37 protein-coding genes are annotated in these 24855 nt (G+C 41.7%); 4 read left to right on the top strand and 33 right to left on the bottom strand.

What is annotated here, in order from left to right; all coding sequences use genetic code 11:
* Positions 1 to 7 precede the first annotated feature (7 nt).
* The 7 genes from spxA to ACOSV2_RS13945 all read right to left on the bottom strand — a co-directional run bounded on the left by spxA (position 8) and on the right by ACOSV2_RS13945 (position 3722).
* Positions 8 to 403 carry a transcriptional regulator SpxA gene (gene spxA / locus ACOSV2_RS13975; protein WP_428975628.1) on the bottom strand — a complete coding sequence of 132 codons (396 nt, stop codon included), beginning with the start codon at positions 401 to 403 and terminating at the stop codon, positions 8 to 10.
* Between the two features lie 220 nt (positions 404 to 623).
* On the bottom strand, positions 624 to 878 hold the full coding sequence (locus tag ACOSV2_RS13970) for a hypothetical protein (RefSeq protein WP_428975627.1): 255 nt from the start codon (positions 876 to 878) through the stop codon (positions 624 to 626).
* A 22-nt stretch (positions 879 to 900) separates the two neighbouring features.
* The gene (locus ACOSV2_RS13965) at positions 901 to 1701 is read right to left on the bottom strand and encodes a DUF817 domain-containing protein (protein ID WP_428975626.1); all 801 of its coding nucleotides are present in this window, start codon (positions 1699 to 1701) and stop codon (positions 901 to 903) included.
* 21 nt (positions 1702 to 1722) lie between these two features.
* Positions 1723 to 1941, bottom strand: a complete 219-nt coding sequence (locus tag ACOSV2_RS13960; RefSeq protein WP_148967859.1) for a helix-turn-helix domain-containing protein — start codon at positions 1939 to 1941, stop codon at positions 1723 to 1725.
* 9 nt (positions 1942 to 1950) lie between these two features.
* The gene (locus tag ACOSV2_RS13955; RefSeq protein WP_428975625.1) at positions 1951 to 2424 is read right to left on the bottom strand and encodes a DUF2975 domain-containing protein; all 474 of its coding nucleotides are present in this window, start codon (positions 2422 to 2424) and stop codon (positions 1951 to 1953) included.
* 150 nt (positions 2425 to 2574) lie between these two features.
* Complete coding sequence (locus ACOSV2_RS13950) at positions 2575 to 3117, bottom strand: DUF402 domain-containing protein (RefSeq protein ID WP_428975624.1); 543 nt, start codon at positions 3115 to 3117, stop codon at positions 2575 to 2577.
* Positions 3118 to 3479: 362 nt separating this feature from the next.
* On the bottom strand, positions 3480 to 3722 hold the full coding sequence (locus ACOSV2_RS13945) for a hypothetical protein (protein WP_428975623.1): 243 nt from the start codon (positions 3720 to 3722) through the stop codon (positions 3480 to 3482).
* A 281-nt stretch (positions 3723 to 4003) separates the two neighbouring features.
* On the opposite strand from ACOSV2_RS13945, the gene ACOSV2_RS13940 reads away from it, so the two are divergent.
* Positions 4004 to 4798, top strand: a complete 795-nt coding sequence (locus tag ACOSV2_RS13940) for a sporulation protein (RefSeq protein WP_428975622.1) — start codon at positions 4004 to 4006, stop codon at positions 4796 to 4798.
* Positions 4799 to 4862: 64 nt separating this feature from the next.
* Here the strand turns inward: ACOSV2_RS13940 and ACOSV2_RS13935 are convergent, their stop codons facing one another.
* Entirely contained in the window at positions 4863 to 5537 is a 675-nt protein-coding gene (locus ACOSV2_RS13935; RefSeq protein ID WP_428975621.1) for a RibD family protein, read from the bottom strand.
* Positions 5538 to 5700: 163 nt separating this feature from the next.
* Here ACOSV2_RS13935 and ACOSV2_RS13930 point away from each other — a divergent pair, with 163 nt between their 5' ends.
* The gene (locus tag ACOSV2_RS13930; RefSeq protein ID WP_428975620.1) at positions 5701 to 5925 is read left to right on the top strand and encodes an IDEAL domain-containing protein; all 225 of its coding nucleotides are present in this window, start codon (positions 5701 to 5703) and stop codon (positions 5923 to 5925) included.
* A 129-nt stretch (positions 5926 to 6054) separates the two neighbouring features.
* Here the strand turns inward: ACOSV2_RS13930 and ACOSV2_RS13925 are convergent, their stop codons facing one another.
* From ACOSV2_RS13925 to ACOSV2_RS13860, 14 genes are all read right to left on the bottom strand, one after another.
* Complete coding sequence (locus tag ACOSV2_RS13925) at positions 6055 to 7074, bottom strand: C45 family autoproteolytic acyltransferase/hydolase (RefSeq protein ID WP_428975619.1); 1020 nt, start codon at positions 7072 to 7074, stop codon at positions 6055 to 6057.
* 121 nt (positions 7075 to 7195) lie between these two features.
* Positions 7196 to 7792 carry a hypothetical protein gene (locus ACOSV2_RS13920; protein WP_428975618.1) on the bottom strand — a complete coding sequence of 199 codons (597 nt, stop codon included), beginning with the start codon at positions 7790 to 7792 and terminating at the stop codon, positions 7196 to 7198.
* A 218-nt stretch (positions 7793 to 8010) separates the two neighbouring features.
* Entirely contained in the window at positions 8011 to 8529 is a 519-nt protein-coding gene (locus tag ACOSV2_RS13915; RefSeq protein WP_428975617.1) for a hypothetical protein, read from the bottom strand.
* A 94-nt stretch (positions 8530 to 8623) separates the two neighbouring features.
* The gene (locus tag ACOSV2_RS13910; protein WP_428975616.1) at positions 8624 to 9478 is read right to left on the bottom strand and encodes an alpha/beta fold hydrolase; all 855 of its coding nucleotides are present in this window, start codon (positions 9476 to 9478) and stop codon (positions 8624 to 8626) included.
* Between the two features lie 13 nt (positions 9479 to 9491).
* Positions 9492 to 9779, bottom strand: coding sequence for a DUF3784 domain-containing protein (locus ACOSV2_RS13905; RefSeq protein ID WP_428975615.1), 288 nt, complete (start codon positions 9777 to 9779; stop codon positions 9492 to 9494).
* A 125-nt stretch (positions 9780 to 9904) separates the two neighbouring features.
* The gene (locus tag ACOSV2_RS13900) at positions 9905 to 10408 is read right to left on the bottom strand and encodes a DNA topology modulation protein (protein WP_428975614.1); all 504 of its coding nucleotides are present in this window, start codon (positions 10406 to 10408) and stop codon (positions 9905 to 9907) included.
* A gap of 74 nt (positions 10409 to 10482) precedes the next feature.
* Positions 10483 to 10824, bottom strand: a complete 342-nt coding sequence (locus tag ACOSV2_RS13895; protein ID WP_428975613.1) for a hypothetical protein — start codon at positions 10822 to 10824, stop codon at positions 10483 to 10485.
* Positions 10812 to 11480 carry a VOC family protein gene (locus tag ACOSV2_RS13890; RefSeq protein ID WP_428975612.1) on the bottom strand — a complete coding sequence of 223 codons (669 nt, stop codon included), beginning with the start codon at positions 11478 to 11480 and terminating at the stop codon, positions 10812 to 10814. Before ACOSV2_RS13890 ends, ACOSV2_RS13895 begins: the two co-directional genes overlap by 13 nt.
* Before the next feature lies 1 nt (position 11481).
* On the bottom strand, positions 11482 to 11682 hold the full coding sequence (locus ACOSV2_RS13885; protein WP_428975611.1) for a hypothetical protein: 201 nt from the start codon (positions 11680 to 11682) through the stop codon (positions 11482 to 11484).
* 28 nt (positions 11683 to 11710) lie between these two features.
* Positions 11711 to 12265 (bottom strand): GNAT family N-acetyltransferase, encoded by a 555-nt coding sequence (locus ACOSV2_RS13880; RefSeq protein ID WP_428975610.1) that lies wholly within the window; start codon positions 12263 to 12265, stop codon positions 11711 to 11713.
* Positions 12266 to 12321: 56 nt separating this feature from the next.
* Positions 12322 to 12546, bottom strand: a complete 225-nt coding sequence (locus ACOSV2_RS13875) for a hypothetical protein (protein WP_428975609.1) — start codon at positions 12544 to 12546, stop codon at positions 12322 to 12324.
* Positions 12547 to 13081: 535 nt separating this feature from the next.
* Positions 13082 to 13417: a hypothetical protein gene (locus ACOSV2_RS13870; protein ID WP_428975608.1), complete on the bottom strand. Its 336-nt coding sequence runs from the start codon at positions 13415 to 13417 to the stop codon at positions 13082 to 13084.
* Positions 13418 to 13435: 18 nt separating this feature from the next.
* The gene (locus ACOSV2_RS13865) at positions 13436 to 13783 is read right to left on the bottom strand and encodes a hypothetical protein (protein WP_428975607.1); all 348 of its coding nucleotides are present in this window, start codon (positions 13781 to 13783) and stop codon (positions 13436 to 13438) included.
* 101 nt (positions 13784 to 13884) lie between these two features.
* Positions 13885 to 15075 carry an MFS transporter gene (locus ACOSV2_RS13860; protein WP_428975606.1) on the bottom strand — a complete coding sequence of 397 codons (1191 nt, stop codon included), beginning with the start codon at positions 15073 to 15075 and terminating at the stop codon, positions 13885 to 13887.
* A gap of 601 nt (positions 15076 to 15676) precedes the next feature.
* Here ACOSV2_RS13860 and ACOSV2_RS13855 point away from each other — a divergent pair.
* The gene (locus ACOSV2_RS13855) at positions 15677 to 16210 is read left to right on the top strand and encodes a GNAT family N-acetyltransferase (protein ID WP_428975605.1); all 534 of its coding nucleotides are present in this window, start codon (positions 15677 to 15679) and stop codon (positions 16208 to 16210) included.
* A gap of 157 nt (positions 16211 to 16367) precedes the next feature.
* Here the strand turns inward: ACOSV2_RS13855 and ACOSV2_RS13850 are convergent, their stop codons facing one another.
* From ACOSV2_RS13850 to ACOSV2_RS13800, 11 genes are all read right to left on the bottom strand, one after another.
* The gene (locus tag ACOSV2_RS13850; RefSeq protein WP_428975604.1) at positions 16368 to 17540 is read right to left on the bottom strand and encodes an MGDG synthase family glycosyltransferase; all 1173 of its coding nucleotides are present in this window, start codon (positions 17538 to 17540) and stop codon (positions 16368 to 16370) included.
* Entirely contained in the window at positions 17537 to 18136 is a 600-nt protein-coding gene (locus ACOSV2_RS13845) for a DedA family protein (protein WP_428975603.1), read from the bottom strand. Before ACOSV2_RS13845 ends, ACOSV2_RS13850 begins: the two co-directional genes overlap by 4 nt.
* Positions 18126 to 18848 (bottom strand): polysaccharide deacetylase family protein, encoded by a 723-nt coding sequence (locus ACOSV2_RS13840; RefSeq protein WP_428975602.1) that lies wholly within the window; start codon positions 18846 to 18848, stop codon positions 18126 to 18128. The genes ACOSV2_RS13845 and ACOSV2_RS13840 overlap by 11 nt, the downstream gene beginning before the upstream one ends.
* Before the next feature lie 302 nt (positions 18849 to 19150).
* Positions 19151 to 19981, bottom strand: coding sequence for a glycerophosphodiester phosphodiesterase (locus ACOSV2_RS13835; protein ID WP_428975601.1), 831 nt, complete (start codon positions 19979 to 19981; stop codon positions 19151 to 19153).
* A 449-nt stretch (positions 19982 to 20430) separates the two neighbouring features.
* Positions 20431 to 20706 carry a DUF3986 family protein gene (locus ACOSV2_RS13830; RefSeq protein WP_428975600.1) on the bottom strand — a complete coding sequence of 92 codons (276 nt, stop codon included), beginning with the start codon at positions 20704 to 20706 and terminating at the stop codon, positions 20431 to 20433.
* Between the two features lie 77 nt (positions 20707 to 20783).
* Entirely contained in the window at positions 20784 to 21122 is a 339-nt protein-coding gene (locus tag ACOSV2_RS13825; RefSeq protein ID WP_428975599.1) for an NIPSNAP family protein, read from the bottom strand.
* 16 nt (positions 21123 to 21138) lie between these two features.
* Positions 21139 to 21888, bottom strand: coding sequence for a class I SAM-dependent methyltransferase (locus tag ACOSV2_RS13820; protein ID WP_428975598.1), 750 nt, complete (start codon positions 21886 to 21888; stop codon positions 21139 to 21141).
* Positions 21889 to 21905: 17 nt separating this feature from the next.
* Positions 21906 to 22508: a hypothetical protein gene (locus tag ACOSV2_RS13815; RefSeq protein WP_428975597.1), complete on the bottom strand. Its 603-nt coding sequence runs from the start codon at positions 22506 to 22508 to the stop codon at positions 21906 to 21908.
* A gap of 132 nt (positions 22509 to 22640) precedes the next feature.
* Positions 22641 to 23279, bottom strand: coding sequence for a kinase (locus ACOSV2_RS13810; protein WP_428975596.1), 639 nt, complete (start codon positions 23277 to 23279; stop codon positions 22641 to 22643).
* The gene (locus ACOSV2_RS13805; RefSeq protein ID WP_428975595.1) at positions 23279 to 23716 is read right to left on the bottom strand and encodes a cytidine deaminase; all 438 of its coding nucleotides are present in this window, start codon (positions 23714 to 23716) and stop codon (positions 23279 to 23281) included. Before ACOSV2_RS13805 ends, ACOSV2_RS13810 begins: the two co-directional genes overlap by 1 nt.
* A 48-nt stretch (positions 23717 to 23764) precedes the next feature.
* Positions 23765 to 24436, bottom strand: coding sequence for a Type 1 glutamine amidotransferase-like domain-containing protein (locus ACOSV2_RS13800; protein ID WP_428975594.1), 672 nt, complete (start codon positions 24434 to 24436; stop codon positions 23765 to 23767).
* A 210-nt stretch (positions 24437 to 24646) separates the two neighbouring features.
* Between ACOSV2_RS13800 and ACOSV2_RS13795 the strand changes: the two genes are divergently transcribed.
* A complete protein-coding gene (locus tag ACOSV2_RS13795; protein ID WP_428975593.1) occupies positions 24647 to 24829 on the top strand; it encodes a CsbD family protein in 183 nt (60 codons plus the stop codon).
* Positions 24830 to 24855: the final 26 nt, after the last annotated feature.

Below are 24855 nucleotides of genomic sequence, written 5' to 3'. Positions count from 1 at the left end.
CCCTCTGTTAATTGGCCAGTTTTTGAAGCTCTTTGTATGAGAAGGTACGAACTCTTCTCGGCAGGAAGCTGCGGATTTCTTCATCGTTATAGCCGATCTGCAATCTCTTTTCATCCAGGATGATTGGTCTTTTCAGCATTTGCGGATTCTCCCTGATTAATGTATATAAATCCTGGAGCGGCAAAGAATCAATGTCTACGTCTAGTTCCTGGTATGCTTTTGACTGAGTGGAAATAATGTCTTCTGTTCCGTTTTCTGTCAGGCGAAGGATCGATTTGATCTCGTCAGGTGTCAACGGTTCTGTCAGCATATTACGTTCCACATACTCAATTGAATGTTCATCCAGCCATGCTCTTGCTTTACGGCAGGATGTGCAGCTTGATGTCAGATATAGATTGACCATTTGTTTATACACTCCTTTTTAAATATAATAAAAAAAGTAACAGTTTATATAAAAAAAGATTAACCGTTATTTCAAGGTACACTGTAATATTAATATTTACAGTTAGATATGTCAACCATTTTTTATAAAAAAATAACCCCTCGCATTTAGAAAGGACAGGAACCTAATCTCTTTTCCCTACTGATAAATCCGAACCAAGGTACCTGCCTCCCATGGAATTTCAAGGCATGGAGGTCACAGTGAAATGGACCCCCACGGTCATAATGATCAAAAACACCATCCAGCCATTCGATATGGCCATTATCTTTCTGATCATCAAGACTTCATCCAGCATGATCTGAACGATAAATCCCGAGACAATGGCCAACATCCAACAGGCGATGCCCAGGAGGGAAAATAAATCCCCCGAGTTCATGATCCACAACAGAAAGATAAGGACATGTATCAAAATGAAACCGATAGCCATTTTTTTCAAACTGATCCCTCCTGACCTCAGGTTAATGTCCGGTTGGAAGTTGACCTCTCTCAATCCGAACCGAACCCTTTCCCTTCACCTGCTTCAACATCGCCACGATCATAAAGCTGACAATCACCAATAAGAGCCATGAGCTCACCTTCCCCAGATGTACGAGACTCCAGGCATCGGTTTGGTTTGGATATTCCCAGGCGCCAAAGAACGTGGCGATATTTTCGGCAATCCATATGAAAAATCCGATGAGGGCAAATGAAAGGGCAAGTGGCATGCGGTACCGGATTCTGCCCACCTCGTACAGGACCCAGGTCTGACTAAAGACGATCAAAACGAGTCCCGATAACCACCAGCGAACGTCGATCCAGTAATGGTGGGTGAAAAAATTCAAATATATCGCAGCAGCCAATGGAAAAACGACCAAAAACGGTGGCCACTTCACAAGTTCCACCCTAAGCCTCCTCCACGCCTGACAAAGATAACTCGCTACACTCGCGTACATGAATCCGCTGTACAAAGGCACCCCTAACACCTTGGAATACCCTTCCCCGGGATAAGACCACGAACCCATATGGACCTTGAAAAGTTCCAGGGCAAGCCCGATCAAGTGAAACAAGGTGATCACCTTGAGTTCATCCCGTGTCTCAAGCCCGGAACGCAGCATTCCCCACTGCATCAGGAGGCAGATGATGAGTAGCCAGTCATACCGCGGTAGTAGTGGAAGCGGGATGATTTGTGTCAAAGCCAGAGAGGCAAAAATAACGACAGGGAACAAACAGGACAGTGCCTGCTCCCAACCAAAACGAACGAGTTGTTTGAATGCTCTCATGTTTTTGCCTCCAGACCCTGTTTATTGAATATCTTCCTCACTTTTGTATTCCAGAAGATCTCCAGGCTGACACTCCAATGCCTTACAGATCGCCTCTAAAGTGGATAATCGAACCGCTTTTGCCTTTCCATTTTTCAATATAGAAAGGTTCGCCATCGTGATTCCAACCCTCTCCGACAGCTCTGTCACGCTCATTTTCCTTTTTGCCAGCATCACATCAATATTGATTATAATCGCCATATTTTCACCTCAGACCGTTAAGTCATTTTCTGATTTTATATCGATGGCATTTTTTAATAGCTTTTGAAGAACTGCCGCAAATACCGCAATCACCAACGGGGCGAAAACAAACATCATGCCGATCACGATGACCCCTGGGGCGTCGTCTCTCTCTCCCATGAGATAGAAGAGCGGCATTCCGGCCACATATACGATCGAGATGGTGGTTGCACAATATTTAATATTCTTTAAAGCCTTCACCGATAATTCCGAGAACGCATCGTTCTTGTCAATATAGCTTAATAGTCTGATCGCCTGAAACAAGGCAACGAAAAACGGGATCGCCGATACATACATCACGATCAAGATACCATATATCAAATAGGCAAGCTCCCAACCAGCCACATCCTTCGCTAACCAAGGCAACCCGAATACACACAGGGCAAGAACCGGGGTTCCTATAAGAAATACAGCTATTCTCAAAAAGAGTGTTTCTCGTTTCATCAAAAGCACCTCGCTTATTTAAATTCCATTTTCATCTTAATACATTATTTATTGTTTTACAATAAATAATTATTCAATTACATTGTTTTATTATTGTAATTGATTAATATAAAAAGCATTCCTTTTGAGAAAGAAATGCTTTAATGCAAGCTACTTCAAGTGGTTAGATAAGATTTCCTTATGGCTGTGTGACCATTTTATCAAGTCAAAGCTGCCCTTCCTTATGAAACCTTTAAGGGTTTTCGCTTCATTCCACGCCAAATCGTAAAGGGGCTTTTCAATGATCCCTTCCAATAAGGCATCTTCAAGCTCTTTCGAATCCTTTTCAATGATCTCCCCCGTTGGTAATAGGACAATATCCAGGAATAAATCGTCCATCCAGGGAATATCATCTTCTATTCCATTGCAAAGGCAAATATCGATATACCATTGAACGATCTCACCACCTGCATCAAACATCGTCGTGACTGAATGATTCTTACCGATAGGAAATTGCTGCAGCCACATATAACCATCATCCACTATACATACATTTTTTTCCCCGTAACGAACCGATAACGGCTCCGTTACTTTAATTGTATTCAATAAAGTGATATAGCCTTTGAATCCCCCGGTATCGAGATACGCCTGTGAATATTTCCGCTTGATCACTCGTTCCCAATCAGGGCGGTCTCCATATTTTCTTTTTAGCATCTTTATCCCTCTCTGTTTACGTCTTCACAAGATCATTCCCCGTATGTCTTAATCCCCCGATAAGCTTTCCGCCGAAGAACGCGGTCAGGTTCGGTCCCTATCCGTCGTGGGGCGTTCTTCCTCTTGATAAAGTTCGTCAAGTTTATGAATTTCCTCGTCTTAGGCCAGCTTCCATTCAGCCGTACTTGTTATGTAATTTAGACGGTTGATGTTTAGCATCATGATCATCTCTTTCGGAAAATATTACAGTCTCTTTATACAATGGTATATCCAGCAAACTCCTTTGTTTATGCTTCTACATTTATAGGAATCTTCCTGCTACTGTTATCTCTATTAACTGAATAAAAGACAGACGGGGAGTTTCACGCCCCGTCATCCCCACCATCTCCATCCCCATCGCTATCTCCATCATCAAAATAATCATTCACCTCTTCTATTAAACTATTGTCCTTCCCCTTGTCTTCACCCAGCTTAGACGAATGAAGGAAACTTTCTAATGTAAAGACTTGAACAGCCTGTTGCTTGTACTTGGTCACAAAGTAGAAACAGATGATAATGATAAGGATGAGAAGCACAATAAATGCCGGTATCATCATGATATTCAAAATGGTCACACCTCCTTATGTTGCCTTTCTTATGAATATGAGAGGATAGGAGTTTACATGACAAGCCCAACTGCTCTATTCTTTTTTTATTTTCCCCTTGCTATGAAACGCGTTTCATACTTTAAGCTAAAAAGAAGAATGTGATTGGCGTAACGCCATCCCGGCGGCGTGACAATCATAGATTCTTATCCGAAGTGTTCATCTACTTTGAACACTTCCCCTTCCTCTTAACCTGACAATCTATGCTACGATAGAGATATCAAGAAGGGGGTTGAATGCACATGTCCATGTTCAATAAAGTGATTGCGAGTATTGGGATTGGTTCCGCCACCGTTGATACGAAGGTGAAGCGGGCCTATATTCAGCAGGGTGAGATGCTCGAAGGAGTCGTAGAGGTGAAAGGTGGAAATACGGATCAGCGAATCGAGTCGATCGATCTGAAGCTGATGACAATGTACGGCCATGAAGGCGGCGATCGATTGTCTCCTGCCGTTGTGGAAGTCCATCAGCTCAATGAGCCCTTTACCATCTCTAAGGGGGAAAAGAAGCACATCCCGTTCTCATTCAAGGTTCCCCTGCATACGCCGATCACGATGATTCACCCTGAAACGCAGAAGAATGTTCCACCGGTCTGGATCGAGACGGGCGTCGATATCAAGAATGCTGTTGACCCGAAGGACAGGGATCATGTATCCGTCGACCCATCAACCGTTCATGAAAACATCGTGGATGCCATCAAGGTCATCGGGTTTAAATTCAAGCAGATGGAGAGTCAGAACACCCCGGCATGGGTGAAAACGAGTCGTCCTTTTGTGCAGCAATATGAATTCACTCCATCCTTCGGTAAATACAGCCGGAAGCTCGACGAACTCGAAGTCTATATCCTTCAGGGCGACCATAAAACCACCGTCTACTTCGAAATCGACAAACGCAGCAAAGGATCGATGGCGGTCCTGAAAGAAAAGTTCAACCTGGATGAACACAGAGGAAGCGTGACACTCGACAATCAGGAAATCCTGCTTAAGAGAAGCCGTGTGAGTGATACGTTTGAAGAGATTATTGATGAGGTACTTTAAATAAAAATGGGAGCCTGCCCCTCACCTCGTTTCACGAGGAAGGGCAGGCTCCTGACTATTCCCGCTACTTTTTCACCTTATAATGAAGCCACACCGAACCCTCACCGACAGGCTTCATCGTTTTCAATTCCAACCGGGTGGCACCTCCCAAATCAGTTAAATCCGGTGAATCGAAAAGGGATGGTGTGCCCGTTCCACCTATAGCTAATGGGGCGATCACGAGGCTCACTTCATCAATCAATCCCTGTCTTAATAACGCTCCATTGATTCCCCCGCCACCGCTAAGACCCAATCTCCTGTAGCCTGATTCATAGAGTTTATGTAAAGCGAGGGGCAAATCGATGTAATCACCTCTGCCAGCTTGCAGATAGGTAATTCCCTTACGTTCCAATTGTTCAATATAATCCTCCGACACATTCTCTCGTGTGACGACCAATAACCCTTCCGTCTGGAACCAGTCAATTCGTCCCTTCCCGTCAAACACAATATACGCCTTTGATTTCCGGGGCTCATAAATCGATTTTTCCAGCTCCACCCAATCGTTTCCCCATACGATGAGACTTTCACTTCCTGATACCAACCCGTCGCAATCCAATTCATCATACAGCTGATGCGTGACTTCATTTGCTTCTCCGTCTATCCCTGCCGCTGTCCACTCCATTACATTCCGATTTGGAGCCGTAGTGATTTTCCCATCAATAGATGAAAAGACATTCAATATGACTTCTGGCTTGTTCAAATAAAATCCCCCTTTCACGTTCTATCTATCATGGTAAAGAAAACGGAAAAAGAATGTCAGTGTTTTTACATTTTTTAAATAAATATAATTTTTTTGTTTAAAATGTTTGAATATTGAGACAATGGTTAGTATAATAGAAAAAAGGTCAAGGAGTTGATTTTTCATGAAGAAGTATTTGCTAAATTCACCACAGTCCGAAGTACCCGGCATAGACTCTCTTTTTGCAGAAATGATTTTGGACAAGGCCCTGCTAACATTCCAGAAAGAACAACTCGAACAGAAAATCGACCAATCATTACGTGATCGAAATAAAGAAGAATTCCTGAGGTTAACGGAGGAGTTAAATCAGATCCGTAAAGATCACGAGGAAAAGGATGTAACGGTCTAAACGATTGATTGGATATAAATAAGCCAATGGTTTCTTTTGATATGAAGGACAATGCTCTTGCTGATAATGGCAGGGGCATTGTTTGTTTCATGATTAATTCTGCAGAGAAATGGCGAAACCACATCTTGGCTAACCTTCTTGAATAGAACCACTTAAACTCCCCTCACGAATGTCTTCTCCGCCCACCCAATCCCGGAAGTTTATATCCAGAACCTGACTGCTCCGGGCAATGGTTGTGAGGATCCTTGAATGTTGATGGGAATATGAAAAAGTGTGAAGGGTTCCGAATAAATTCCCGTAATCAGTGAAAAAAATGGGTGACTCTACACTTTTAAAATGATGGAACATGTCACGATGGGAAAGTCTCTTATCCATTAATTCAAGAAGATGCTTATTACGCTGGATCGAACCTTCGATGGATTCCCGATTTTTATCAGTAAGCCGACCATCCTGAAAATGATTTACGCAGGATAAGCCCGAGTCTCCATACCTGACAATCACCTTCTCTGAGCTTGCTTCGACTTCTGCCATACTCCCTTTCCGGTCTCCCAGGGAAAAGTTATAACAGGCCGAGTGAGGGATTTCCTTCAACATCGCGACGGCCTCATCAACAGAAGAGCAACGGTCCAACACCATCCGGATGGCAATCCAGGGGGAAATTCCTTTTGCGTAGCCGTCATGACTGACGAAGTGCAAGCCTGCAATGAGCCCTTTCTCGTTCACACCATCGTGTCTCCCCAGCATTTGAAGATTGTACCCCGCTGTAGCAAAAGCTTTATCCGCTTGAACCAGACTAAATATCCCATCATATAGAGCAGGAGAAAAATCGTAATTCCTCACATAATAATCGTTTGTAAGAAGTGTAGAACATCCCATTGCTTCAGTTTTCGGAACATCATACCCACTAAACAAAGCAGCTGCCCTGCCCGGCGAAATCCCCAATCCTTGTGCCAGACCCTCTAACTCTTCAAGCAAATGCGGGGCAAAGTTTGAATAGATAGACTTCATGTTGTGAAGATCAATTTCCTGCTTGGTGATGGATTCAAAGGTTTTTAGAATGGGAGTATTCCGGACCTTTTCAGCTGTTTTCAAGCCAATCTGAAAAGAGTTGCCCCTGATTTGAAATATACTTACATTGAAACTAGACACATACATTCCCCCTTTTTAGTGTGTAGTTCCCTTCTCACAGGACTACGTTATCATCATAGTCGTTGTGAAAACTTTACACCTGTCATTTTGTGCTCGGTTTTGACAGACCCCAATCCCCCATTCATATAATAATTTCAAAACCCGTTGGCTTCTGAAATGGCATTTTACATTCTCTAAAAACGAAATGAATGTTTGAAAAATCGTCGGGTAATGCTGGTGATACAATGTATGTATAGGATGTATGCCCCCTGGAGCCTCCTCCTCCTTCGTTACGACACTCGTAATCCTCTGCTCCTTCTATTGATAGGTCAAAAAATGTATGCTCCCGAAATTCCCTGGGATACTCATCGGATGCATCCGTATCAATGGTAAAGTGAATGACACTGGCATTTTCAAATTGACGTACGAATGTTATCGAGAAAAACATATCATCTTTTTCAAATGATTTTAAGATTGGTATGTTCCTAATAAACCCTTTAGGCTCAACAACCGGTCTGAACATTTCTTCTTGTAAGAAATGAGAAAACACGCTATTTAAAAATTCCTCATGAAAATCATACTTCTCTGCCCAAGTGGAGATCAGTTGTTTAGTTGGAAAACCAGGATCATTATCAGAAAGGTCCTTTCGTTGTTTGATGAAGTTACAGATCTGTTCATCAATGTCTTTAATTCGTTCTTCATAATGTTCTGTTGGTGGTTCAAACGGCATTCGTTTCATAGTACTCTCTCCCCTTTACTCAACTTTTTTCGGCAATCCTGCCCTTTCGCTTCGTACCAATTAAGACCATAGGGACAGGTACCTTGGCTCTTATTCCGTAAATAAGCCAGGGTACCTGTCCCCGTGGATTCCCCGTGGATTCTCCCTTAGAACAAATGGTTCCTTCCAAATCAAATACACAAATCATTTTCTTCACCTAGCGTAATACCGTGGATCGGTTATTTCTCTTTGACAGGCAACACAACTGAAGAATATACGGAACCGTTTATTTCAATATCCATTCTCCATTGTCCACTATCAGTAAACCACAGCGTCACTGGCTGTTTCTTCTCCCGGGAATGGGGTAACGCTATCGGTTCTTTTTTCCCGTGTCCATCGTGAGTGAATAGAAGGCGCACTTTATCTGCACCTATTGCCTTCTCAGGTAGAATCAGATTCGTCTCAAAGTTTTTTTCCTCCACGACAAATGAATTGTACTCAATGCTCCCCTTCTCATCACCCAAATACAAATTCCCTTCTGAAACATAGTCAGGGCTAGTATGCCATTTGGCTCTCTCTTCCCCTGAATAATGCAGAAATACGAAGAGCAAGACACAGGCCAAACAAGCCGCTTGAGCCTTCCAAAATCCATTCACTGTTTTAAAAGAGTTCATCATTTCCGAGTAAGGAGCCACTAGCTTTAATATAAAGAAGGCCACATTTAGAGAAAGTAGCGCCAATGCGATAAATAAAAACACGCAATTCCCCCTTTCTTAAACGATTAGAAACGTCATTTATATTTAGCCTATTCTAAAAAAAGACCACCGAGAACATTCCCCTTGGTTCTCTCCTTCAAAGAGCCAGGGTGCCTGTCCCCGTTGCCTCCCCATGGCCTCCAATATACAATCGGATCAATCTCAGCATTTCTTCTGGTTGTTCCAGGATCGTCCAATGCCCGCTTTCTTTTACTTCAACTAGTTCTGCGTTTCTTAAGTATGGGAGTACATTTCCCCTTATGTATGCCGGGGCTAGAATATCATGCGATCCCTGAGCGATCAAAATAGGTAAAGATTCAATTTGAGACAGGGACGGGAATAGGTTGTAGTTCTGTTCAATGTCTTTGCCTATGTCCTCAAGGGCCTCTTTGTTGTAGCGAATCTCTTTTTTCTTTTTCAAAGTATCGACTGAATGCACATAATAAGGGTCCACCAGATTGTTTAGCTTTCGGGTTGTATCCACGCGGAAAATGGAAGATATCGAGTAGTAACCGAGCAGCATTTTTTTATAGGGACCCAACTTTTGAAAGAAAAGTTTTTTGAAAGTTACATAGTCTTTGGAGGATAGACCGATGGCGGCCGTTAGAATGATTTTGTGGATATGGGATGGATACATTGCGGCATAAGACAATGCTAAGATACTCCCCCAAGACTCGCCGAAGAGCGTCATTTTCTCCAGGCTCAGTGCCTTTCTTATGCCTTCAAGAGTGTGGATTTCCTCTTCTATGGAATAGGTATCGCCTCCTGACTTCCCGCAACCCGATTGATCATATAAAATCATCTGATAGTCTTCAGCCAGAGGCTCCATATGTGGGAGGAAATATTCAAGACTCCCGCCAGGACCGCCGTGAAGAAAGAGGATCGGCTCCCCCTCCCCTTTGACACAAACATAGATCGATTTGCCATTGATTGTTATATGCTTTCCTTCCATACAAGCGCACCCTTCATTTCAAGAGTTTTCGATTAATAAGTAGATACACGACCGTAAGTAAGACCAACATGACTGCCACAAAAATGGTTCCCTCATGGGCATAATCAAACAGACTGTTAACGATTCCAAGCACCCCTAATGGAAGAAAGAATAGAAGCCCCGTTATCGTACCTAACAAAGACTTATCTTTGATCATTTTTTCATTAAAACCTGCCAGCAGCCACGTTTGTTTTTTCACACCGACTAGATACGAAATGAGTAATAGAGCGACTCCAATGGTAAGTAATCCATAATCCATCATGACTCCTCCTTCACGCGAATAAAAAGACCTTTCCTACATGTACGTATTCACGGAAAAAAGGTTCCAGATTATTCCTGGTTAGTTTCCAAGTTCATCCCCTTTCTAAATAAGAGTAAGGAAAGTCATTATACTTTTCCCAAGAACAGTTGAACTTCTTTTGGTGATTTCAACATGATGACTTGTTTATCTTTCGGCAATTGTTTAAGTCTATTTAAAATTTCCGGTCTGCTGGTTTTCGGATAATTCCATATCCATTTAATGAATTTCAAGTCAAATCTTTCTTCGCAACCTTCCCCCATATCCGGCCTGGTTGTATTTCTGTAGATCAACATTCTTTTGAAAGCACGGTAGACACAGATTGTTCTGGAAATATCGAGAAAGATGATGGTGTCGGCTGCATTAAGCCTTATCTCCATGGTCCCGCCATAGTTCCCATCAATGATCCATTCTTCATTTCTGACTAACTCATTTTGAACTTTTTCCTGCTCATTCCTTTGAACACCGACCCAATTCGGCTTCCAAAACAACGCATCAAGATGATAAACATTTATCTTTAATTTTTCACCTAATTGCCTAGCAAGTGTAGATTTCCCCGATCCACCTGATCCAATAAGTACAACCTTTTTCATGAGTGCCTCCTATAACTTAGAAAGGATTAGATTTATTTGTTGAAAACAAAATAGGTCTGTCGCCCGTATGCTACTTAATGATGGACCACCAGTTTCCTTGCGATATAGAATCGATTCCCGATTTGATAAGCCAGCACGTCTACAGGACTATCAATTTGATCATCAATTTTATAAAGTGGCGTGCCTTCCGGAAGACCCGTGGCTTCTCCGTTCTCATCTATTGGGACTTCCCCCTCAGCTTTTATTACACCCATCTGTTCTGATACTTGCTTTTCTTCTATTGGTTCATAGGTAGTGATATATTTGTTACCTCCCCACATAAAGTGAGGGTCGGTGATTTCTTCCTGGTTGCCGCAAGCTGCCACGAACAGGATCAAAATCCCCATTATGAAAAGGTGTCGTTTCACTGATTCCACTTATGTGTTCTTCCTATTAATTTCGTATGAACAGGATCTACCTTGCTGAAATCTTGATCAGCAAGGTACACAACGGAATGCAGACTCGGCTCTTTTTCCTCACTGTTGCAAAAAATAAGGGTGCACTCATCGTTCCCTATTGTCACTTTTCCACTAGTTTGCTCGGTCAGTTCAAAGTTTAATAGACTGCTTACTAAGGCAGGGTCCTCACGGAAGGGCATGTGAATCTCCATCGCTTGTATAGATGGGTGTTTTTCTTCAGTGACCACTTCAAGCCTTTTTTGAAGCTCGATTCGAAACTTCCAGGGAGTTGATATGAACGTTCTTCGTTCGCCTTCATTTACCTTCCACTTATGTTCTTCCGCTCTTTCTATGACCTTTGAATATTCAGCATCCGTAACCAAGAAGCCAATATGGTCGAACATATCCTTTTTACCGTGTCCAAATGTCAGATTGGTTTGACCTTTGACCATCTCGATGATTCTAAATCGAATGTCTTTATCCCTGAAATCTTCCCAGTTCAAAGGAGGATTGAATGTGTGCATTTCCCCATTGTATCGACCGACTCTTAACTTGGTTTCAAACCCTGACTTCTGATAAAACCTTTCCATTTTTTCCGGATTGTCCGTCCACCAGTGATAATGAAATAAATGCATTTTATGTCTCCTCCCTGTTTTCATTCATCCAACCGACAACATACTCAACCATCTCTCTCATGGGGATCAAATAACGCCTTGCTTCACCGACCATGCCCTCATTTACATTGCCTGTTTCTTTATAAAAAAGCAAAATCATCCGAGTCATTGTTAATGTCATGATACGTCTTATTTGGAGAGGATCGATATCTAAGAAAAGCATTGTACCCCCTTCCCCCATTATCGTTTACTTATCTTGCATTCAAATAATAAATCATATTATCCGTCCATTCACCGAACTCATAGATAAATCCTTTCCTGATACATTCAAATTCCATCCCAACGCTTTCAGCAAGCTTTATGGAAGGGGTATTATCGAGGTTGATATGAGCTTCGATCCGGTGGAAATTCAAGTCATGAAAAGCTATGTTCAATGCCGCTTTCACTGCCTCTTTTCCGTACCCGTTCTTCCAATGCTGGTTATGTATGGTGTAACCAATCCTTCCCCATTGAAATTCATTCCTTGATAACGTAGAGAAATCCACCATTCCCACGTGATTATGATCCTCTTTTCTAAACACACCAAATACGTGGGCTATATCATTACTAGCCAGTTCTTGATGCTTCGTCACCAACTGAACGAACCATTCTTCCGTGCATTCGCTCATATCCATCTTCCCCAGATCATGCCTGCTGGAGGAAGCAGATCTGCTTTCGAATTCCTTAAGCCAGTTTGGATAATCAGCAACCTTCAACGGTCGTATGATCAATCTTTCAGTTTCTGAAATAATCGTAAAATCTTTCAACTTAACACCTCTTCATATTTTTCTACTAAACTTCCATTTCAAGGAGGGCCGGCCAACTACAATAAAAACCATGTAACAAGGCTTAACAATACGATGATCAGACCGATTGTTTTTTTATAAAATTGTACACCGTAGCCCACTATGAAAAGAAAAAGGGCTGCCCATTTAAAATGATAATACTCCCGAATATCTTCAGCAATGTACCCGATCCAGGTAGCAAATGCCAGAAATAATAACAGAACCGGCATCAGAATGTTGGCACCCGCCCAGAGATATTTCATGTTGAATACCCCCTCTTTCCTTTTCATTACTACCTTGTTTGAGTTAGTAGCGAAATCCTCATTCAAGACAGCCTTCAATACTAAACTAGCAGATATCGTGTATGATCAAATATCGAATGATAGATACACTTCTCCACCTATCATCACATTCTCTTTTTTAAAATATGTTTTTCCCTTCAGTTGATGCTTGTTCTTGATCAAAATCTATGAAAATATCACGTTTAATGACTATCAATGGGCTTCTTTGAGATTGAAACCATTCATGGGACTCACTCATTCAAGATATGAACCGGTTTTCACGACTTATGAACCACTTTTCAGATATATGAACCTGTTTCAGCCGTTTATGAACCGGAATTTTCATATATGATCCACTTTTTCTTTGTATGATCCGTTTGTCGAAAGATGTAACATGGTAAGGATCCTATATAAGAATAGGTAAGTAAATCGCTACTTCTTCCTCGCCATTTTCCAATGGATGATAGGTCTCCACAATATAAGCCCCCGTTTTTCTTTTATATCCCTGATCTTCCATTCACTTTAAAAGATAGGAGTGAAGCTCTCCAATATGATGTACGCTTCCTTTCGCCGTAACATACTCTTCGTCCATTTCGATATACTTCATCCCGGCCGGAACGTTTGTAAGGGATTCGTCCACCATGATCCCGACATAATAAACCCCTTCCAAATGGTCCGAATCCCTCTTCGGTTCATAAAGGGCGATTTCAGGACCAGGCACGGCTTCGATTTCATGTAACCTCTCTAGAAATTGCCGGGCCCGTTTCGGTACCTCTGTGTTAAATTCAGTGAAGGCTCCTTCTCCTTTAAACCCAACTATTCGGAATGTCTTTTTCATTTTTTCAGCATTCACAACAATCTCTCCTTTTGATTAAGATAGTTTCCAGGCCGGAATTAACGAATGGAAATAAAAGAAATAACTCATCGGTATATGGATGACAGTGTATATGGCAAGAGTGAGCATATACGTCAGAAACCATTGAGGAACCGATACTTGAAGGAAAGAGTAAAGCAAGAACATCCCCACTGGGAATGGAACCAGTACGATTAACCACATCGGACTTCCCAGAGCTTCAGTCAATGCCCCAAGTGATACGACAGAAAAACCGATGATCAATGCCTGCCAAATAGGCAATCCATTTCTAAGAACGAAGCTCGCGATGTAATAAGAAAGACCATTCAAAGATACGGCCAGAAAAAAATCAAAAAGATATTTCATGTTTACCCCCTGGTATAATTTTACCTTTCAATATTTTAACATAATTTTCCTGGTGCGTTCATAAAAAAAAGCTCCTCACCTAAAAGTGAGAAGCTCCTTCTTTACCTGAACCGTTGAATAAATCTCTGACCAATTAAATATCCGCCTGCAAGCACGAAGAAAAGCAGAAGCAGACCCGCAAACCCGTCGGTAAACCCAGTATGTTCAATGGCAAATCCGAATAACGGAAAGCTGATCATGATGACGAAGCTTTCCATTAACCCAATCAGGGAAAGGAAAGTTGACCTGATATTGCTCTGCAGAAAGTTTTGCACGAATGAGCTGAAGATCGGTTCGAACAGACTCAAGAGCTGTGCAAGGATCAGAAACGATAACAGGATCGCCCAGTCCGTGGCGAAGATGAACAGGATGAAAAAGAAGAGGAATAGACCTAAGCCATAATTTAAAATATTGAAGAACTTAAATCGCGCCTCTACCCTGTAAGCAATCTTCGCCATCACGACTCCAAGGAGCCCTTCAATCGTAAACACTGCTCCCACGACGACAGGGGAGTAGCCTAGTTGTATGAAGTATTCCTGTCCGTAGAACACCATGATCACCATGACAGCACTCGCTAAGATGAATAGCAAAACAGGCTGGTGAATGACCGTGTTATTTCTCCAAACGGCAACCCCCAATTTAAATTGATGAACCCACTGGTTATACCAGCGACCTCCGATAATCTCCGTCTTTTCACGTTCCGGTTCCTTCATGAAAAACAGTGGAATCAGTGCAAGGACATGGGTGACGATGGTTGCACCATATACCCATTCCCAGCTGATCTCCGCCATGAATCCCCCGAGGAATTTGGCAAGGCTCAATGATAAAAGGGAAATGGCCGTCATACTTCCGATTACCCTCGTATAATCCTTTTCACGCTTTTCATTCTTCAGCGTGTCATAAGCAAATGCCTGCTCGGCACCTGAATGAAAGGTCACCATGAGACCCATGGATAGAAAGGCCAGGGTAAACATCGAAAACGTCCCGCTCATCAGCATGAACAAGGCATAAAGGAGACTGCACACATTCCCGATCACCAGGCTGACCTTCCTCCCATACAAATCTGCGATCATCCCTGTCGGAACCTCAAACAGGACAATGGCCAAATGGAGAAACGCCTCCAATATGCCGATCTCACCGAAGGTCATCCCCTTATCGCCAAGGTAGATGACCCACAACGCCCGGTCAAAGAACAACTGGGCAAAAAAGAGATAAAAATAAAGCATATATATATTGTTTCTTGTCTTAATCATTAGTTTTCGTCCTCTCATAAACATAAGGTTAATAGAAAAGCGGAGGCGGCTCGTTCAGAGGCGACAAGCATAAGACTGATGAACAGGCCGGAAAAGCGCTTTTTGCCTTTTTGGCCTGTTTAACTTATGACCTCGAGCCTCTAGCCGCCGTAGCTAGATCAAAAAAGCCACAGGGAATCATTCCCCGTGGCTTTCGCTATTTTCAGGAAATCATACGTACGTTCACATTATTGAAATTCAGCTAAAAAAGGACAGACTTGTCCCGAGGACAGCTAAAATTCCAAAAATAGACATCATGAAGACAAGATATTTTTTCTCAGCTTTGATGTCTACAGTGAACGAATGCATGAATTTTCCCTCCTTTATGTTTAAGATTCATTTTTATTATATAGCTCTTTCCGGTACTGGACAAGCAGTCTTTTTACCAAGGTTGACCCCGGATTCATTACTTTATAAAATATGTACATACTAGTCTGGAGGTTTTTGTTTGCTAAGCATATGTTTATTACTGGGGTGAAAACTTTCTTAATGACTCTTTTCATTGAGAAAGTACCATTTATATTTGAACCAACGACTTTTATTAAAGAATAGGAGACTATAAATGGATATCTTCATTAGACAAGAACGCCCTGAACAATATAGCTCGACAGAAGAAATGACGAAACAAGCATTTTCACATGAGGAGTATAGCGATAAGAAAGAACATCTCCTTGTAAATAACATTAGAAAATCAGATGCATTTATACCTGAGCTTTCATTGGTTGCCATCAATCAAAGTAGTGAAGTGATCGGTCACATACTACTCTCTAAAATCACCATTGTAGATCATGATAAAGTGGCTAATTCTCTGGCACTCGCTCCAGTGTCTGTAGCACCCTCCTTTCAAAATAAGGGAATTGGAAGCCAATTGATCCGTGCAGCCCTGCAAAAGGCTGAAGAGCTCGGTTATCATTCCGTGATTGTGTTAGGTCATAAAGATTATTATCCAAGGTTTGGCTTTAAGCAAGCGGCACTTTGGAATATCCAACCCCCGTTTGAAGTGCCTGATGAAGTATTTATGGCTATGGAATTGACCGAGCATTCTCTTAAAAATGTAGAAGGTGTCGTTCATTATTCGAAAGCTTTTTTAGAATAAGGTATTCAATATCTCAAAAGAGGCTGTCCCGGAGAAAGTACCGGGACAGCCTCTTTTTTGAAGTACAAGAACCTTCAAGTTATTTAACTTCACCTATGGGTTTCGTATGGTGCTCTACCACGATAGAGTTCGCTTGTATCATCAATATCTATTCCCTTCAGCTCGAAAGAAAAATCCCGATATCCGCTTTGCCCTTGACTGATTTCACTTTGATTGTCTGGCGCGTCTCCTCCTGAATTTTTCGCAAAATCTCGGTGAAGCCGCCGGAAAGGGAGGATAAATAGTCTTCCATATTTTCTACTCTTTGTTGAATTTCCTTGTGATCATAAAGGATTTCCTCCAGGGAGGAGAAATCCTGTGTATCCCTGATGTAGAAGACGAGTTCCTGTTCCACAAGATAATGTAAATTAAACTCTTCCTGCCCGGGAAGATAATCAAGGATGAACACAGGGATTTTTTTATGAAGGACCTCACTGATCGTGACCCCACCCGGTTTGGTAATGATACCATCCACTGCGTCATATAGAGCATTCAGTTCTTCCTGATCCTGAATATACGTGTACGGCGTAATATTCGGTTGATTGAGAAGCGAACGGTAAAGCCTGTGATTATGACCGCATAATACAGAGAAATGGACATCCGGGTATCGGGAAAAGCCCTTAATGCCATTTTTCCATACGCATAACCCGCTATTTCCTCCCGCAACAAGGATATGTTTTCCCTTCTTGGAGAGGGGACTCTGGGATGAACCATTACTCTTAAACACATCCGATACGGGGATTCCGGTTTGATAGACACGATCCGAAGAAACGTTGTGATGCCTGACCAATGTATCCTTGACCTCTTTAGTCGGGACAAGGTGATAATCGATCTTGCCGGTTTCCCAAACACCGTTCACAAAAAAATCGGTATAGGCATTCATCGTTTTACAGGAAATGCTCCCCTCCCTTGACTTCAGCCTTCCGATCATTCTCGACGGAAAGGAATGGGTGCAAATCACCAGTGAAGGTTTTTCCTCCTCCACTATCGTCAACACCTTCTTTTCAAAGTAAGTGGCAAATCGGGAAATACTTCTCAACAATAAGCTTTGTTCTTTATCTTTCATCATTACCTTTTGGTAAAAGCCTTTATAGCTTTCCGGCGACGTTATGATCCACTTAAAATAAATACCGGATATCATTTTTTCCAGAAGAGGATTCGAAAAAGACAAGAAATCAATGATCTTGATTTCAGCGTCCGGATAGTCATGTCTTATGCTGTTGTGTAGAACCTCGGCTACTTTCGTATGCCCGGTTGGAACACTGAACATCGATAGAATCACAATCTTCATTCCAAATACCTCTCTTTTTTCTTTTTTACGGATTGCCACACAGTGGTCAGGATAAAAATCACTAGTAATCCAACCCCTGCATAAGGCACGTAGATTGGATTAATGGAAAGTGTGTTGCCGAGCCAATATCCAAGTAAAATATACGAAACCGTCCAAATCGCCGAGCCCGCCATGGTAAGGAAGAAAAAGGGCATGTACGGTGTACCGAATATACCGGAGAGATACGGACTCAATTGCCGCAGTCCCGGCATAAACAGGCCAAATAGTAGAGCCTTGGTTGAGTGCATGGTAAAGAGCTGTTCATACTTCCGTACCTTTTCCTCAGATAACCCGATCCATCTTCCGTATCGCTCGATAAGCGGCTGTCCGATGAATCTTCCACCATAGTACCCCGTAATCATTCCTGTATAAACACCAAGAAATGAACAGACCAATGCCAAAGAAAGCAGTAACTGGCTTTTGGCTGCCAATAGCCCTACTAAGAACAAAAGGGATTCTTCCGGGGCCGGTATGCCGACGATCCCTAAGAATAGAAACAGGAAAATGATGAAATAACCGTAGCTTTGAATGTACTGGATAATCTCTTCACTGCCCATTTACTGCCTGCTCCTTCGATCCTGTGTTTGTTAGCAATGCGAATCGGATCTGTTTCTCTAACGCATCTTCAAGGAATGCATCCAATGCCCCTATCATATAATGGGGAGCTTTCTCATCGGCCCCGAAGGTCGTCCCACTGTCATGAAGGACGAAAATGGAACCGTGATGATCCGCCTTTTTCATTCGTTCAAATAAGTCCCCACCGTTCTTCACCTTCCAATCCTGAAAGATGTGGGACCACAATACAACCTCATACTCCCTGGATAACCACAGGGTGAATACATTAAAATGTCCCCACGGAGGACGATAATAGATTGGTTTCTCATGCGTGACCTGCTCGATCACCATACGTGATTGCTCCAACTGCTTTTTCAATTGAAAAGGAGTTAAAAACCAGCTGGACACATGGGTATAATGATGAATCCCGATTGTATGGCCGTCCCTCTTCATCCGCCTCACCAACTCAGGATATTTCTCCACCTTGCTTCCGACCACGAAAAAAGTAGCCTTCACACCGTGCTTACTGAGGACATCGAGTAGTTGACCGGTATACATGGGATCCGGTCCATCGTCAAACGTCAATGCAATCGCACCCGGAACATTCACCCTTCTCGTAATACGGTCATTCCTTTTCCGTATATAAACCGTGCTGATGACGGAATAGACCGAGTACATCAGCACGACCATTAATGTGATATAGATCCACTTCATGATGTACAACCCCAACATTAATTTCATTCACAGCTTATTATTAAAAGTGCATGCTTGTGATTGCGACTCTATTTCTAAAGTCTCCATTCATCATAAAGTGAACCGGTTTTTATATCAAGGTTTTCCGCGGGCAATAGAAGATAGCTGACTTGATGAGTCATCATACTGCAACCGATTCCTCAGATGAAAAAGGGGCTGTCCCAATGCTTACTTTTGGGACAGCCCCCTTAAACGACTAATGGTGAGACTGGAACCTTTCAAAAAAAAGGAGCAGCATAAGCCACTCCCATTTTACAAGAATATTAGTTTCTAGGATCTACATAATCCGGATAATCCGTAATGATCGCATCAACCTTCATGTCGAAAAGAAAGTCTGCCGCTTCCTGGCTGCGTACCGTCCATGATCCGATTTGCATCCCTTGGGCGTGGACTTCATTCACTACTTCTTCTGTCACGATTCCATAGCTTGGGTTGAACCACTCCGCATAGGTTGAGATTTCTTTTAACTCTTCTGGTGTGGTAAGAGCACGATTAGAAGTTAACACACCGACTGGAACCTCAGGGAGCAATTGATCCATTTTTTTCATCGATTCAAAGTTAAACGATTGAAGAATGATCTTTTCATTTTGAGGTTTGTCAAGATTCCGTTCTTTTAATGCTTCAGCCACTTGTCCTTCAATACCAGGGTAAAGCTCTGGAGCCTTTAACTCTATTAAAATCCCCACTTTCCCATGATAACGATCGAGAATCTCTTCAAAGGTCGGAATCGGCTCTCCAGCAAATTTTTCTCCCTTCCAGCTACCTGCATCAAGGCTTTGAAGCTGTTCAAGGGTTAAGTCCCCCACTTTTCCCGTTCCATCTGTTGTACGGTCCACAGTTGTATCATGAATGACGACCAATTCACCATCTTTACTTCGTTGTACATCGATTTCAATGTAATCCGCCTTCATATCAACGGCCAGATCAAAACCGGCTATCGTATTCTCAGGTGCATAACCTGCTGCCCCGCGGTGTGCTACATTATCCACCTGTTTTCTTTCCCCTGCTGTCGGTTCTTCTGCAAAAGTCTGACTGAACGGGCTGAATAACAACGAAAATGCAACCCCTGTACCGATTAGTAATTTTTTGTTCAATTTTTTCATCTCCAATCCTGAATATGTATTTCTACTTTATATTAGGAAAGGGATGTTGAGTTGATATGTAGATAACAATACAGCTTAATATAGATTGTGTTAACAAAATTCGACCTTTTTTCTTACGTTTTTTTACAAATCTATCGAACAGGGATGAGTTATTGAGTCATTTTACTTACAAAGTGGAGATAGAATAGGCAGAATAATTGAGCTTCAATTAGAATTAATCCTTTTTGAACCACTTTCAATCCCGCATGAGACTAATTAATCACGTATAAGAATTATTAATCTTATTTTCAATTCATTAATCCTATTTGGGAATTATTGACCCTTCGTGTCGAATTTTCTTTATTTGGGGTGCTAACTCCAATTAATAAGGAGGCAGTTCCTCTATACACTCATTTTATATGCGCAGGATCATCCCTATTTAACCATTGACCTAGCAGAAGTCAGATGATTTTCTGCATCGCCAACCATTCTTCAAATCTCTTTACACCAGTTTCATAGGTAAGATCATTTCCGCCGATTGAAAAAATTCTTGTTCCTAATCCCTCTAGTGATAACTCATTTTCTTCGATTGTATTTTTAAGTCCATATTGTTCAAAGTCAAAGAAGATATCCCACACATCCTCCGATAACTTTTTATAAGCAATAGACTCATAATCACAGTTATTTTCGTAATAACCTAAATGCAGATGATATTTATCGTCATATTTCATTTCCATCTTGTTCCTTCACCACTTTCTATGTTTCCTTTACACACATACCCCTGGATCGATCATTCTCTTATCTCTCAGCCCATTCACCTGACTGTCGTCTCCAACGCCTCATTCCTCATTTCTATGATACATTCCTTAGCGACATGTTCCCTCCCACCATGCTGTTCGTACCAATCCCTGATTCGTTTTAGATGCTCTTGGTCATTCCTGATGCTGGTTTCAATCTTCATATAATCGTCGTGACTGTCGTATTCCCAAATGGCAAAGATCTCAACGGTCTCTCTATCATGCTCCTTCATCCAGCGGCCAACCAGTCTCGATCCGTGTTTAAGCTGGTTCGGCAGATTGGTGTGATTGAAGTGATCATTGAACGTTTCGACGAACCCTTTTTTGACTAGATAGAACTTTCTTCTATAGAACATGTTGGCCCCCTTTTATCTACTTCCTTGCCTTGATGATCATCGTAGTAGGAAATTTCCTCGCCTTATATAATGAGTAATAGCGATCAGATACTTCCTCCTCCACTGAGTCTAAAGCTGCTGATACGTCGCTTTCAATAACCGATTCAATCGTAAATCCTGCTTTAATGACTTCATTTAAATAGGTACTCAGTTTTCGTTTCGGGATGACGACAGGAGCGTCTTCGCCTTTGAAGTTCGTGTACGTGGTGACTCCCTCTTCCTGGTAAGACCCCCCCAGATAGATTCGCCCATCTTCACTTTTCATATGGGGGTATAAGGGATGATCCCAACTAAAGATAAATGAACCACCTGTTTTCAAATACGAGTGAATCAACCTTAAAGTAGAAGAAAGGTCTGTAGTCCAGCCAATGGCATAGATAGAGTATGCGATGTCAAAATAATCCTTCGGTAATCCGATATCTTCTTCCATAGGAGAACAGGATAAGTTAGCATCCAACCCCTTTAATGTTTCTTTTGCCGTCTCGATTTGAGTCTCTGACAGGTCAACGCCCCATAATTCACAGGCACCCATTTCCTTCATATAAAGTAAGGAGTGCCCGCTGCCACACCCAATATCAAGCACCTTTTTACTGGTAATGTCATCAAACAACCTCAATTCGTCTTCCGTCTGTGTAAACGGTCCGTAACTCGGCAAGGCATCCTTCCCGTTAAAATGGCGTGCGACTTTATCCCAGCTTTTTTTATTTTGTTTCAGAATATCGAGCATCTTAGCATCCCCTTATCTTATTTCGTCTCATGTTTCATCATTTGTCGTTGACCCCACAGCATTTCATCATCAAAAGTTGCATGTAAATGAGCCGCTAATTTCTCGGTCGTCGTGTTAACAAACTGAGTAACTTCGTCGGGTGTTAAATAGTCAAACCTATATTCCGGATCCAATGCAAAAGCATAAGAATCACCTAAATAAAATTCTGTAATTCTCTTGATCTGTTTTGAAATCTGTTCTTGTGGAAAAATATCAAGGTAATCAGGGAAACTCTTAATATGTTGAAATACATGATGAAAAATCGTAGCTCTATTTTCATGTAAATACACAAAATCCGAACCATACCAGTCTCCTTTTATCCTTCTAGTGTATTCAGGCGTTCCCAGTATGTTTTGATACATAGGCTCTTTCTTTTTTTCCCTATGCATCCGACTCCATTCCACATCCGTTACGAGGTGAAGATAATACCCTAAATAAAATGAGAAGCGTGGGCTGGTAAAATCGACTCTATCTTTCTTTATGTACTGCTCCAGAAACAAATCTGGATTGACTTTCCCATCCACTTTAAAATGGGTCACTCTTTTGTCAGGAAAAAATTCTCCCGTGACTTGATCAGGCAAACCACAATCCGGTCCGATAATTCCCTACTACAAACTCTTTTTCAGATGCCAGCAACCCCTTATTCAGTAGGTTCTCTGTAATTCTGAAATGCACCATCCAAGTCGCCATATTCGTTCAGTCCCCTTTTTCATTTAATTACCTCTATATATATAATCCGCACTCCCAATCGGATCAACATGATCGACGTAATAATCCTCAGCCAACCAGTATCTTCTTTTATACTTATCGAGCCTTTCTTGTTCGTCCCCGAGATAGAGGTCACGGTCCATTACTCTTTCAGCTCTTAATTCATGCGAACAATCAATATAGATCATAAAGTCAACATATTGTCGCCATTCTTTCCTTTGTAAGAAGACACCCTCAATAAGGATGATGGAAGACAGGGCCAGATGGATTGGTTTGGTTATGATCTTATCGGTTGGAGAATGATAGAAAGGCAGAGTAATAGAGCCGCTAGCATGCAGCTTTCTGAACAGTTCTGTTTCGATTAATCCGATATCCCATTGGAGAAAGTAATATTCAAACCATTCTTCATTGCCGGTTCCATATCGTTTATCCTTTTCAACAATGATGTCATCAAGATGCAAGGTGAAAGCCTCATGATCGAAAAGTTCCAATGCATGTCGAAGTTCTTTGGCAACCGTAGTCTTACCTGCTCCTCCTAACCCATCGATCCCCACAATGAAAGGACGATTTTCCGAGAACTCTTTTTGATATCGGTATAACAATGTTTCTGTTACTTCATCGATGGACACCTTGCTCACCCTCATTATTTTTCTTCCATATCACTCGTATATTTCTCTGGCAACAGCTCCAACACATGACACTTTACAAGTTCACCATTATAAGAAATGATGACATCTGTATTTTCCCCATAGTCACTTATCAACTCACGGCACATTCCACAGGGCGCAACGACCCAACATTTCTCTATATCTTCATGTGGATGAGGATGAGCCACCGCTACAATCGTTTCAAATTCGTGATCCCCTTCAGAAATAGACTTCCCGATCGCCATCGCTTCCCCACATACTGTGATTCTTCCAACGTTTGCTTCTACGTGTACCGCTGAATAAACTTGTCCGGTGGTCGACCTGACTGCTGAACCAATGTGATGTCGTCCGTATCGATAATTCTTTTCTATGACCTTTTCTGCTTCCCTGATTAATTCGTGATCTCTGTCTTCTAACGGTTTAACTTTTAACATTTTGATTGTCCCCTTTTGTTCGTTCTTCTTTTTATCAATAAAGAATAGTTATTGAATTTCCTCATTAAGTTTAACGAGATCTTTTTCTCTGTTTCTAAAAATATATGCAGAAGACCCACCTATTACTTTGACGATACCCTCACTCATAACAATGCCCGTTTCTTCTGGTAACGCAATAACAGAACATCCATATTTGTTTAGGTATTCTTTGATTATGTCATCGTTACTAGTTTCGTAGTGACACCATATTGAATAGTTCTTTAAGTAATTCAATCCTTCAAAGGTCTTCAAATTTGTATGGTTGGGGTCCATGTGTGAGGAGGTTAATATATCTCTGCCAAAAATAATAGCCCCGGCACTTCCTCCATATACAATCCCCTTTTTGTCTACATACTCTTTTAAAACCTTACCAAATCCTGTCTCACGTAAGGCATTTAACAAATAAAAAGTATTTCCGCCGCCGATGTAAATGGAGGAGAATCCCCTTAGATCCTCTAGAGATTTAGCCTCTAAATCAGTCCACATTTCTATTTCAGTTATGCCTAGAGGGTTAAACACACTATGTATCCATTTGTAACAGTCTTCATAAGGAATTTCTTCATGCATCGCAATCGGGATATATAGCAATGGCTTATTAAGATTTATTGCTCTAACAAATTCCTTATCTATTATTTCTGTCTGTTCCTTATCTCCGCCGCCAGAAAGGAATAGGTTAACCATAAATAATCCCCCCTATTCGGAATGCTCTTTCCTTACTACCAATTATTTCAAATTACACCTTTTAACTCAATGATTATTTTCGCAAGATAAACCAGATGTTTCTTTCTTTTACTGAGTTAACATAAATTGCTATCACCCTTTTCGTTTATTCTTAATCCCATTTGGATATTGAATAATAAAACATCAAATTATAGAAATGAGGTAGTGAAGATGCGAGAAAATCATGATCAGATAAAAGGGAAGCGAAAGCAGGCAAAGGGAGATTTAAAGAAAGGTTTGGGTAAACTTACAAACGACAATGATAAGATAGCGGAAGGTGAACGCGACAAGGATAAAGGGAAGGTTCAAGAGAAGGTTGGCGATGTGAAGGAATCCTTTAAGAAAAATTGGTAACTGCAAACACGTGGCTGCCTGCTTAA

The sequence above is a fragment of the Rossellomorea sp. DUT-2 genome (genome assembly GCF_052665285.1).
Note: the sequence above shows the minus strand (reverse complement) of the source record. Positions and strands in the feature narration are given on the sequence as shown.

Excerpts from the sequence above, each read along its gene's own strand:
- ACOSV2_RS13890 (WP_428975612.1), bottom strand. The coding sequence starts at position 11,480 with ATGCATTTATTTCATTATCACTGGTGGACGGACAATCCGGAAAAAATG.
- ACOSV2_RS13905 (WP_428975615.1), bottom strand. The coding sequence starts at position 9,779 with ATGATGGATTATGGATTACTTACCATTGGAGTCGCTCTATTACTCATT.
- spxA (WP_428975628.1), bottom strand. The coding sequence starts at position 403 with ATGGTCAATCTATATCTGACATCAAGCTGCACATCCTGCCGTAAAGCA.
- ACOSV2_RS13795 (WP_428975593.1), top strand. The coding sequence starts at position 24,647 with ATGCGAGAAAATCATGATCAGATAAAAGGGAAGCGAAAGCAGGCAAAG.
- ACOSV2_RS13920 (WP_428975618.1), bottom strand. The coding sequence starts at position 7,792 with ATGAAACGAATGCCGTTTGAACCACCAACAGAACATTATGAAGAACGA.
- ACOSV2_RS13855 (WP_428975605.1), top strand. The coding sequence starts at position 15,677 with ATGGATATCTTCATTAGACAAGAACGCCCTGAACAATATAGCTCGACA.
- ACOSV2_RS13840 (WP_428975602.1), bottom strand. The coding sequence starts at position 18,848 with ATGAAGTGGATCTATATCACATTAATGGTCGTGCTGATGTACTCGGTC.
- ACOSV2_RS13875 (WP_428975609.1), bottom strand. The coding sequence starts at position 12,546 with ATGAAATATCTCTGGGCGGGTGCCAACATTCTGATGCCGGTTCTGTTA.
- ACOSV2_RS13845 (WP_428975603.1), bottom strand. The coding sequence starts at position 18,136 with ATGGGCAGTGAAGAGATTATCCAGTACATTCAAAGCTACGGTTATTTC.
- ACOSV2_RS13810 (WP_428975596.1), bottom strand. The coding sequence starts at position 23,279 with ATGAGGGTGAGCAAGGTGTCCATCGATGAAGTAACAGAAACATTGTTA.
- ACOSV2_RS13965 (WP_428975626.1), bottom strand. The coding sequence starts at position 1,701 with ATGAGAGCATTCAAACAACTCGTTCGTTTTGGTTGGGAGCAGGCACTG.
- ACOSV2_RS13865 (WP_428975607.1), bottom strand. The coding sequence starts at position 13,783 with ATGAAATATCTTTTTGATTTTTTTCTGGCCGTATCTTTGAATGGTCTT.
- ACOSV2_RS13900 (WP_428975614.1), bottom strand. The coding sequence starts at position 10,408 with ATGAAAAAGGTTGTACTTATTGGATCAGGTGGATCGGGGAAATCTACA.
- ACOSV2_RS13830 (WP_428975600.1), bottom strand. The coding sequence starts at position 20,706 with ATGGAAATGAAATATGACGATAAATATCATCTGCATTTAGGTTATTAC.
- ACOSV2_RS13885 (WP_428975611.1), bottom strand. The coding sequence starts at position 11,682 with ATGCTTTTCTTAGATATCGATCCTCTCCAAATAAGACGTATCATGACA.
- ACOSV2_RS13960 (WP_148967859.1), bottom strand. The coding sequence starts at position 1,941 with ATGGCGATTATAATCAATATTGATGTGATGCTGGCAAAAAGGAAAATG.
- ACOSV2_RS13820 (WP_428975598.1), bottom strand. The coding sequence starts at position 21,888 with ATGCTCGATATTCTGAAACAAAATAAAAAAAGCTGGGATAAAGTCGCA.
- ACOSV2_RS13800 (WP_428975594.1), bottom strand. The coding sequence starts at position 24,436 with ATGGTTAACCTATTCCTTTCTGGCGGCGGAGATAAGGAACAGACAGAA.
- ACOSV2_RS13940 (WP_428975622.1), top strand. The coding sequence starts at position 4,004 with ATGTCCATGTTCAATAAAGTGATTGCGAGTATTGGGATTGGTTCCGCC.
- ACOSV2_RS13825 (WP_428975599.1), bottom strand. The coding sequence starts at position 21,122 with ATGTTCTATAGAAGAAAGTTCTATCTAGTCAAAAAAGGGTTCGTCGAA.
- ACOSV2_RS13910 (WP_428975616.1), bottom strand. The coding sequence starts at position 9,478 with ATGGAAGGAAAGCATATAACAATCAATGGCAAATCGATCTATGTTTGT.
- ACOSV2_RS13930 (WP_428975620.1), top strand. The coding sequence starts at position 5,701 with ATGAAGAAGTATTTGCTAAATTCACCACAGTCCGAAGTACCCGGCATA.
- ACOSV2_RS13805 (WP_428975595.1), bottom strand. The coding sequence starts at position 23,716 with ATGTTAAAAGTTAAACCGTTAGAAGACAGAGATCACGAATTAATCAGG.
- ACOSV2_RS13950 (WP_428975624.1), bottom strand. The coding sequence starts at position 3,117 with ATGCTAAAAAGAAAATATGGAGACCGCCCTGATTGGGAACGAGTGATC.
- ACOSV2_RS13860 (WP_428975606.1), bottom strand. The coding sequence starts at position 15,075 with ATGATTAAGACAAGAAACAATATATATATGCTTTATTTTTATCTCTTT.
- ACOSV2_RS13850 (WP_428975604.1), bottom strand. The coding sequence starts at position 17,540 with ATGAAGATTGTGATTCTATCGATGTTCAGTGTTCCAACCGGGCATACG.
- ACOSV2_RS13955 (WP_428975625.1), bottom strand. The coding sequence starts at position 2,424 with ATGAAACGAGAAACACTCTTTTTGAGAATAGCTGTATTTCTTATAGGA.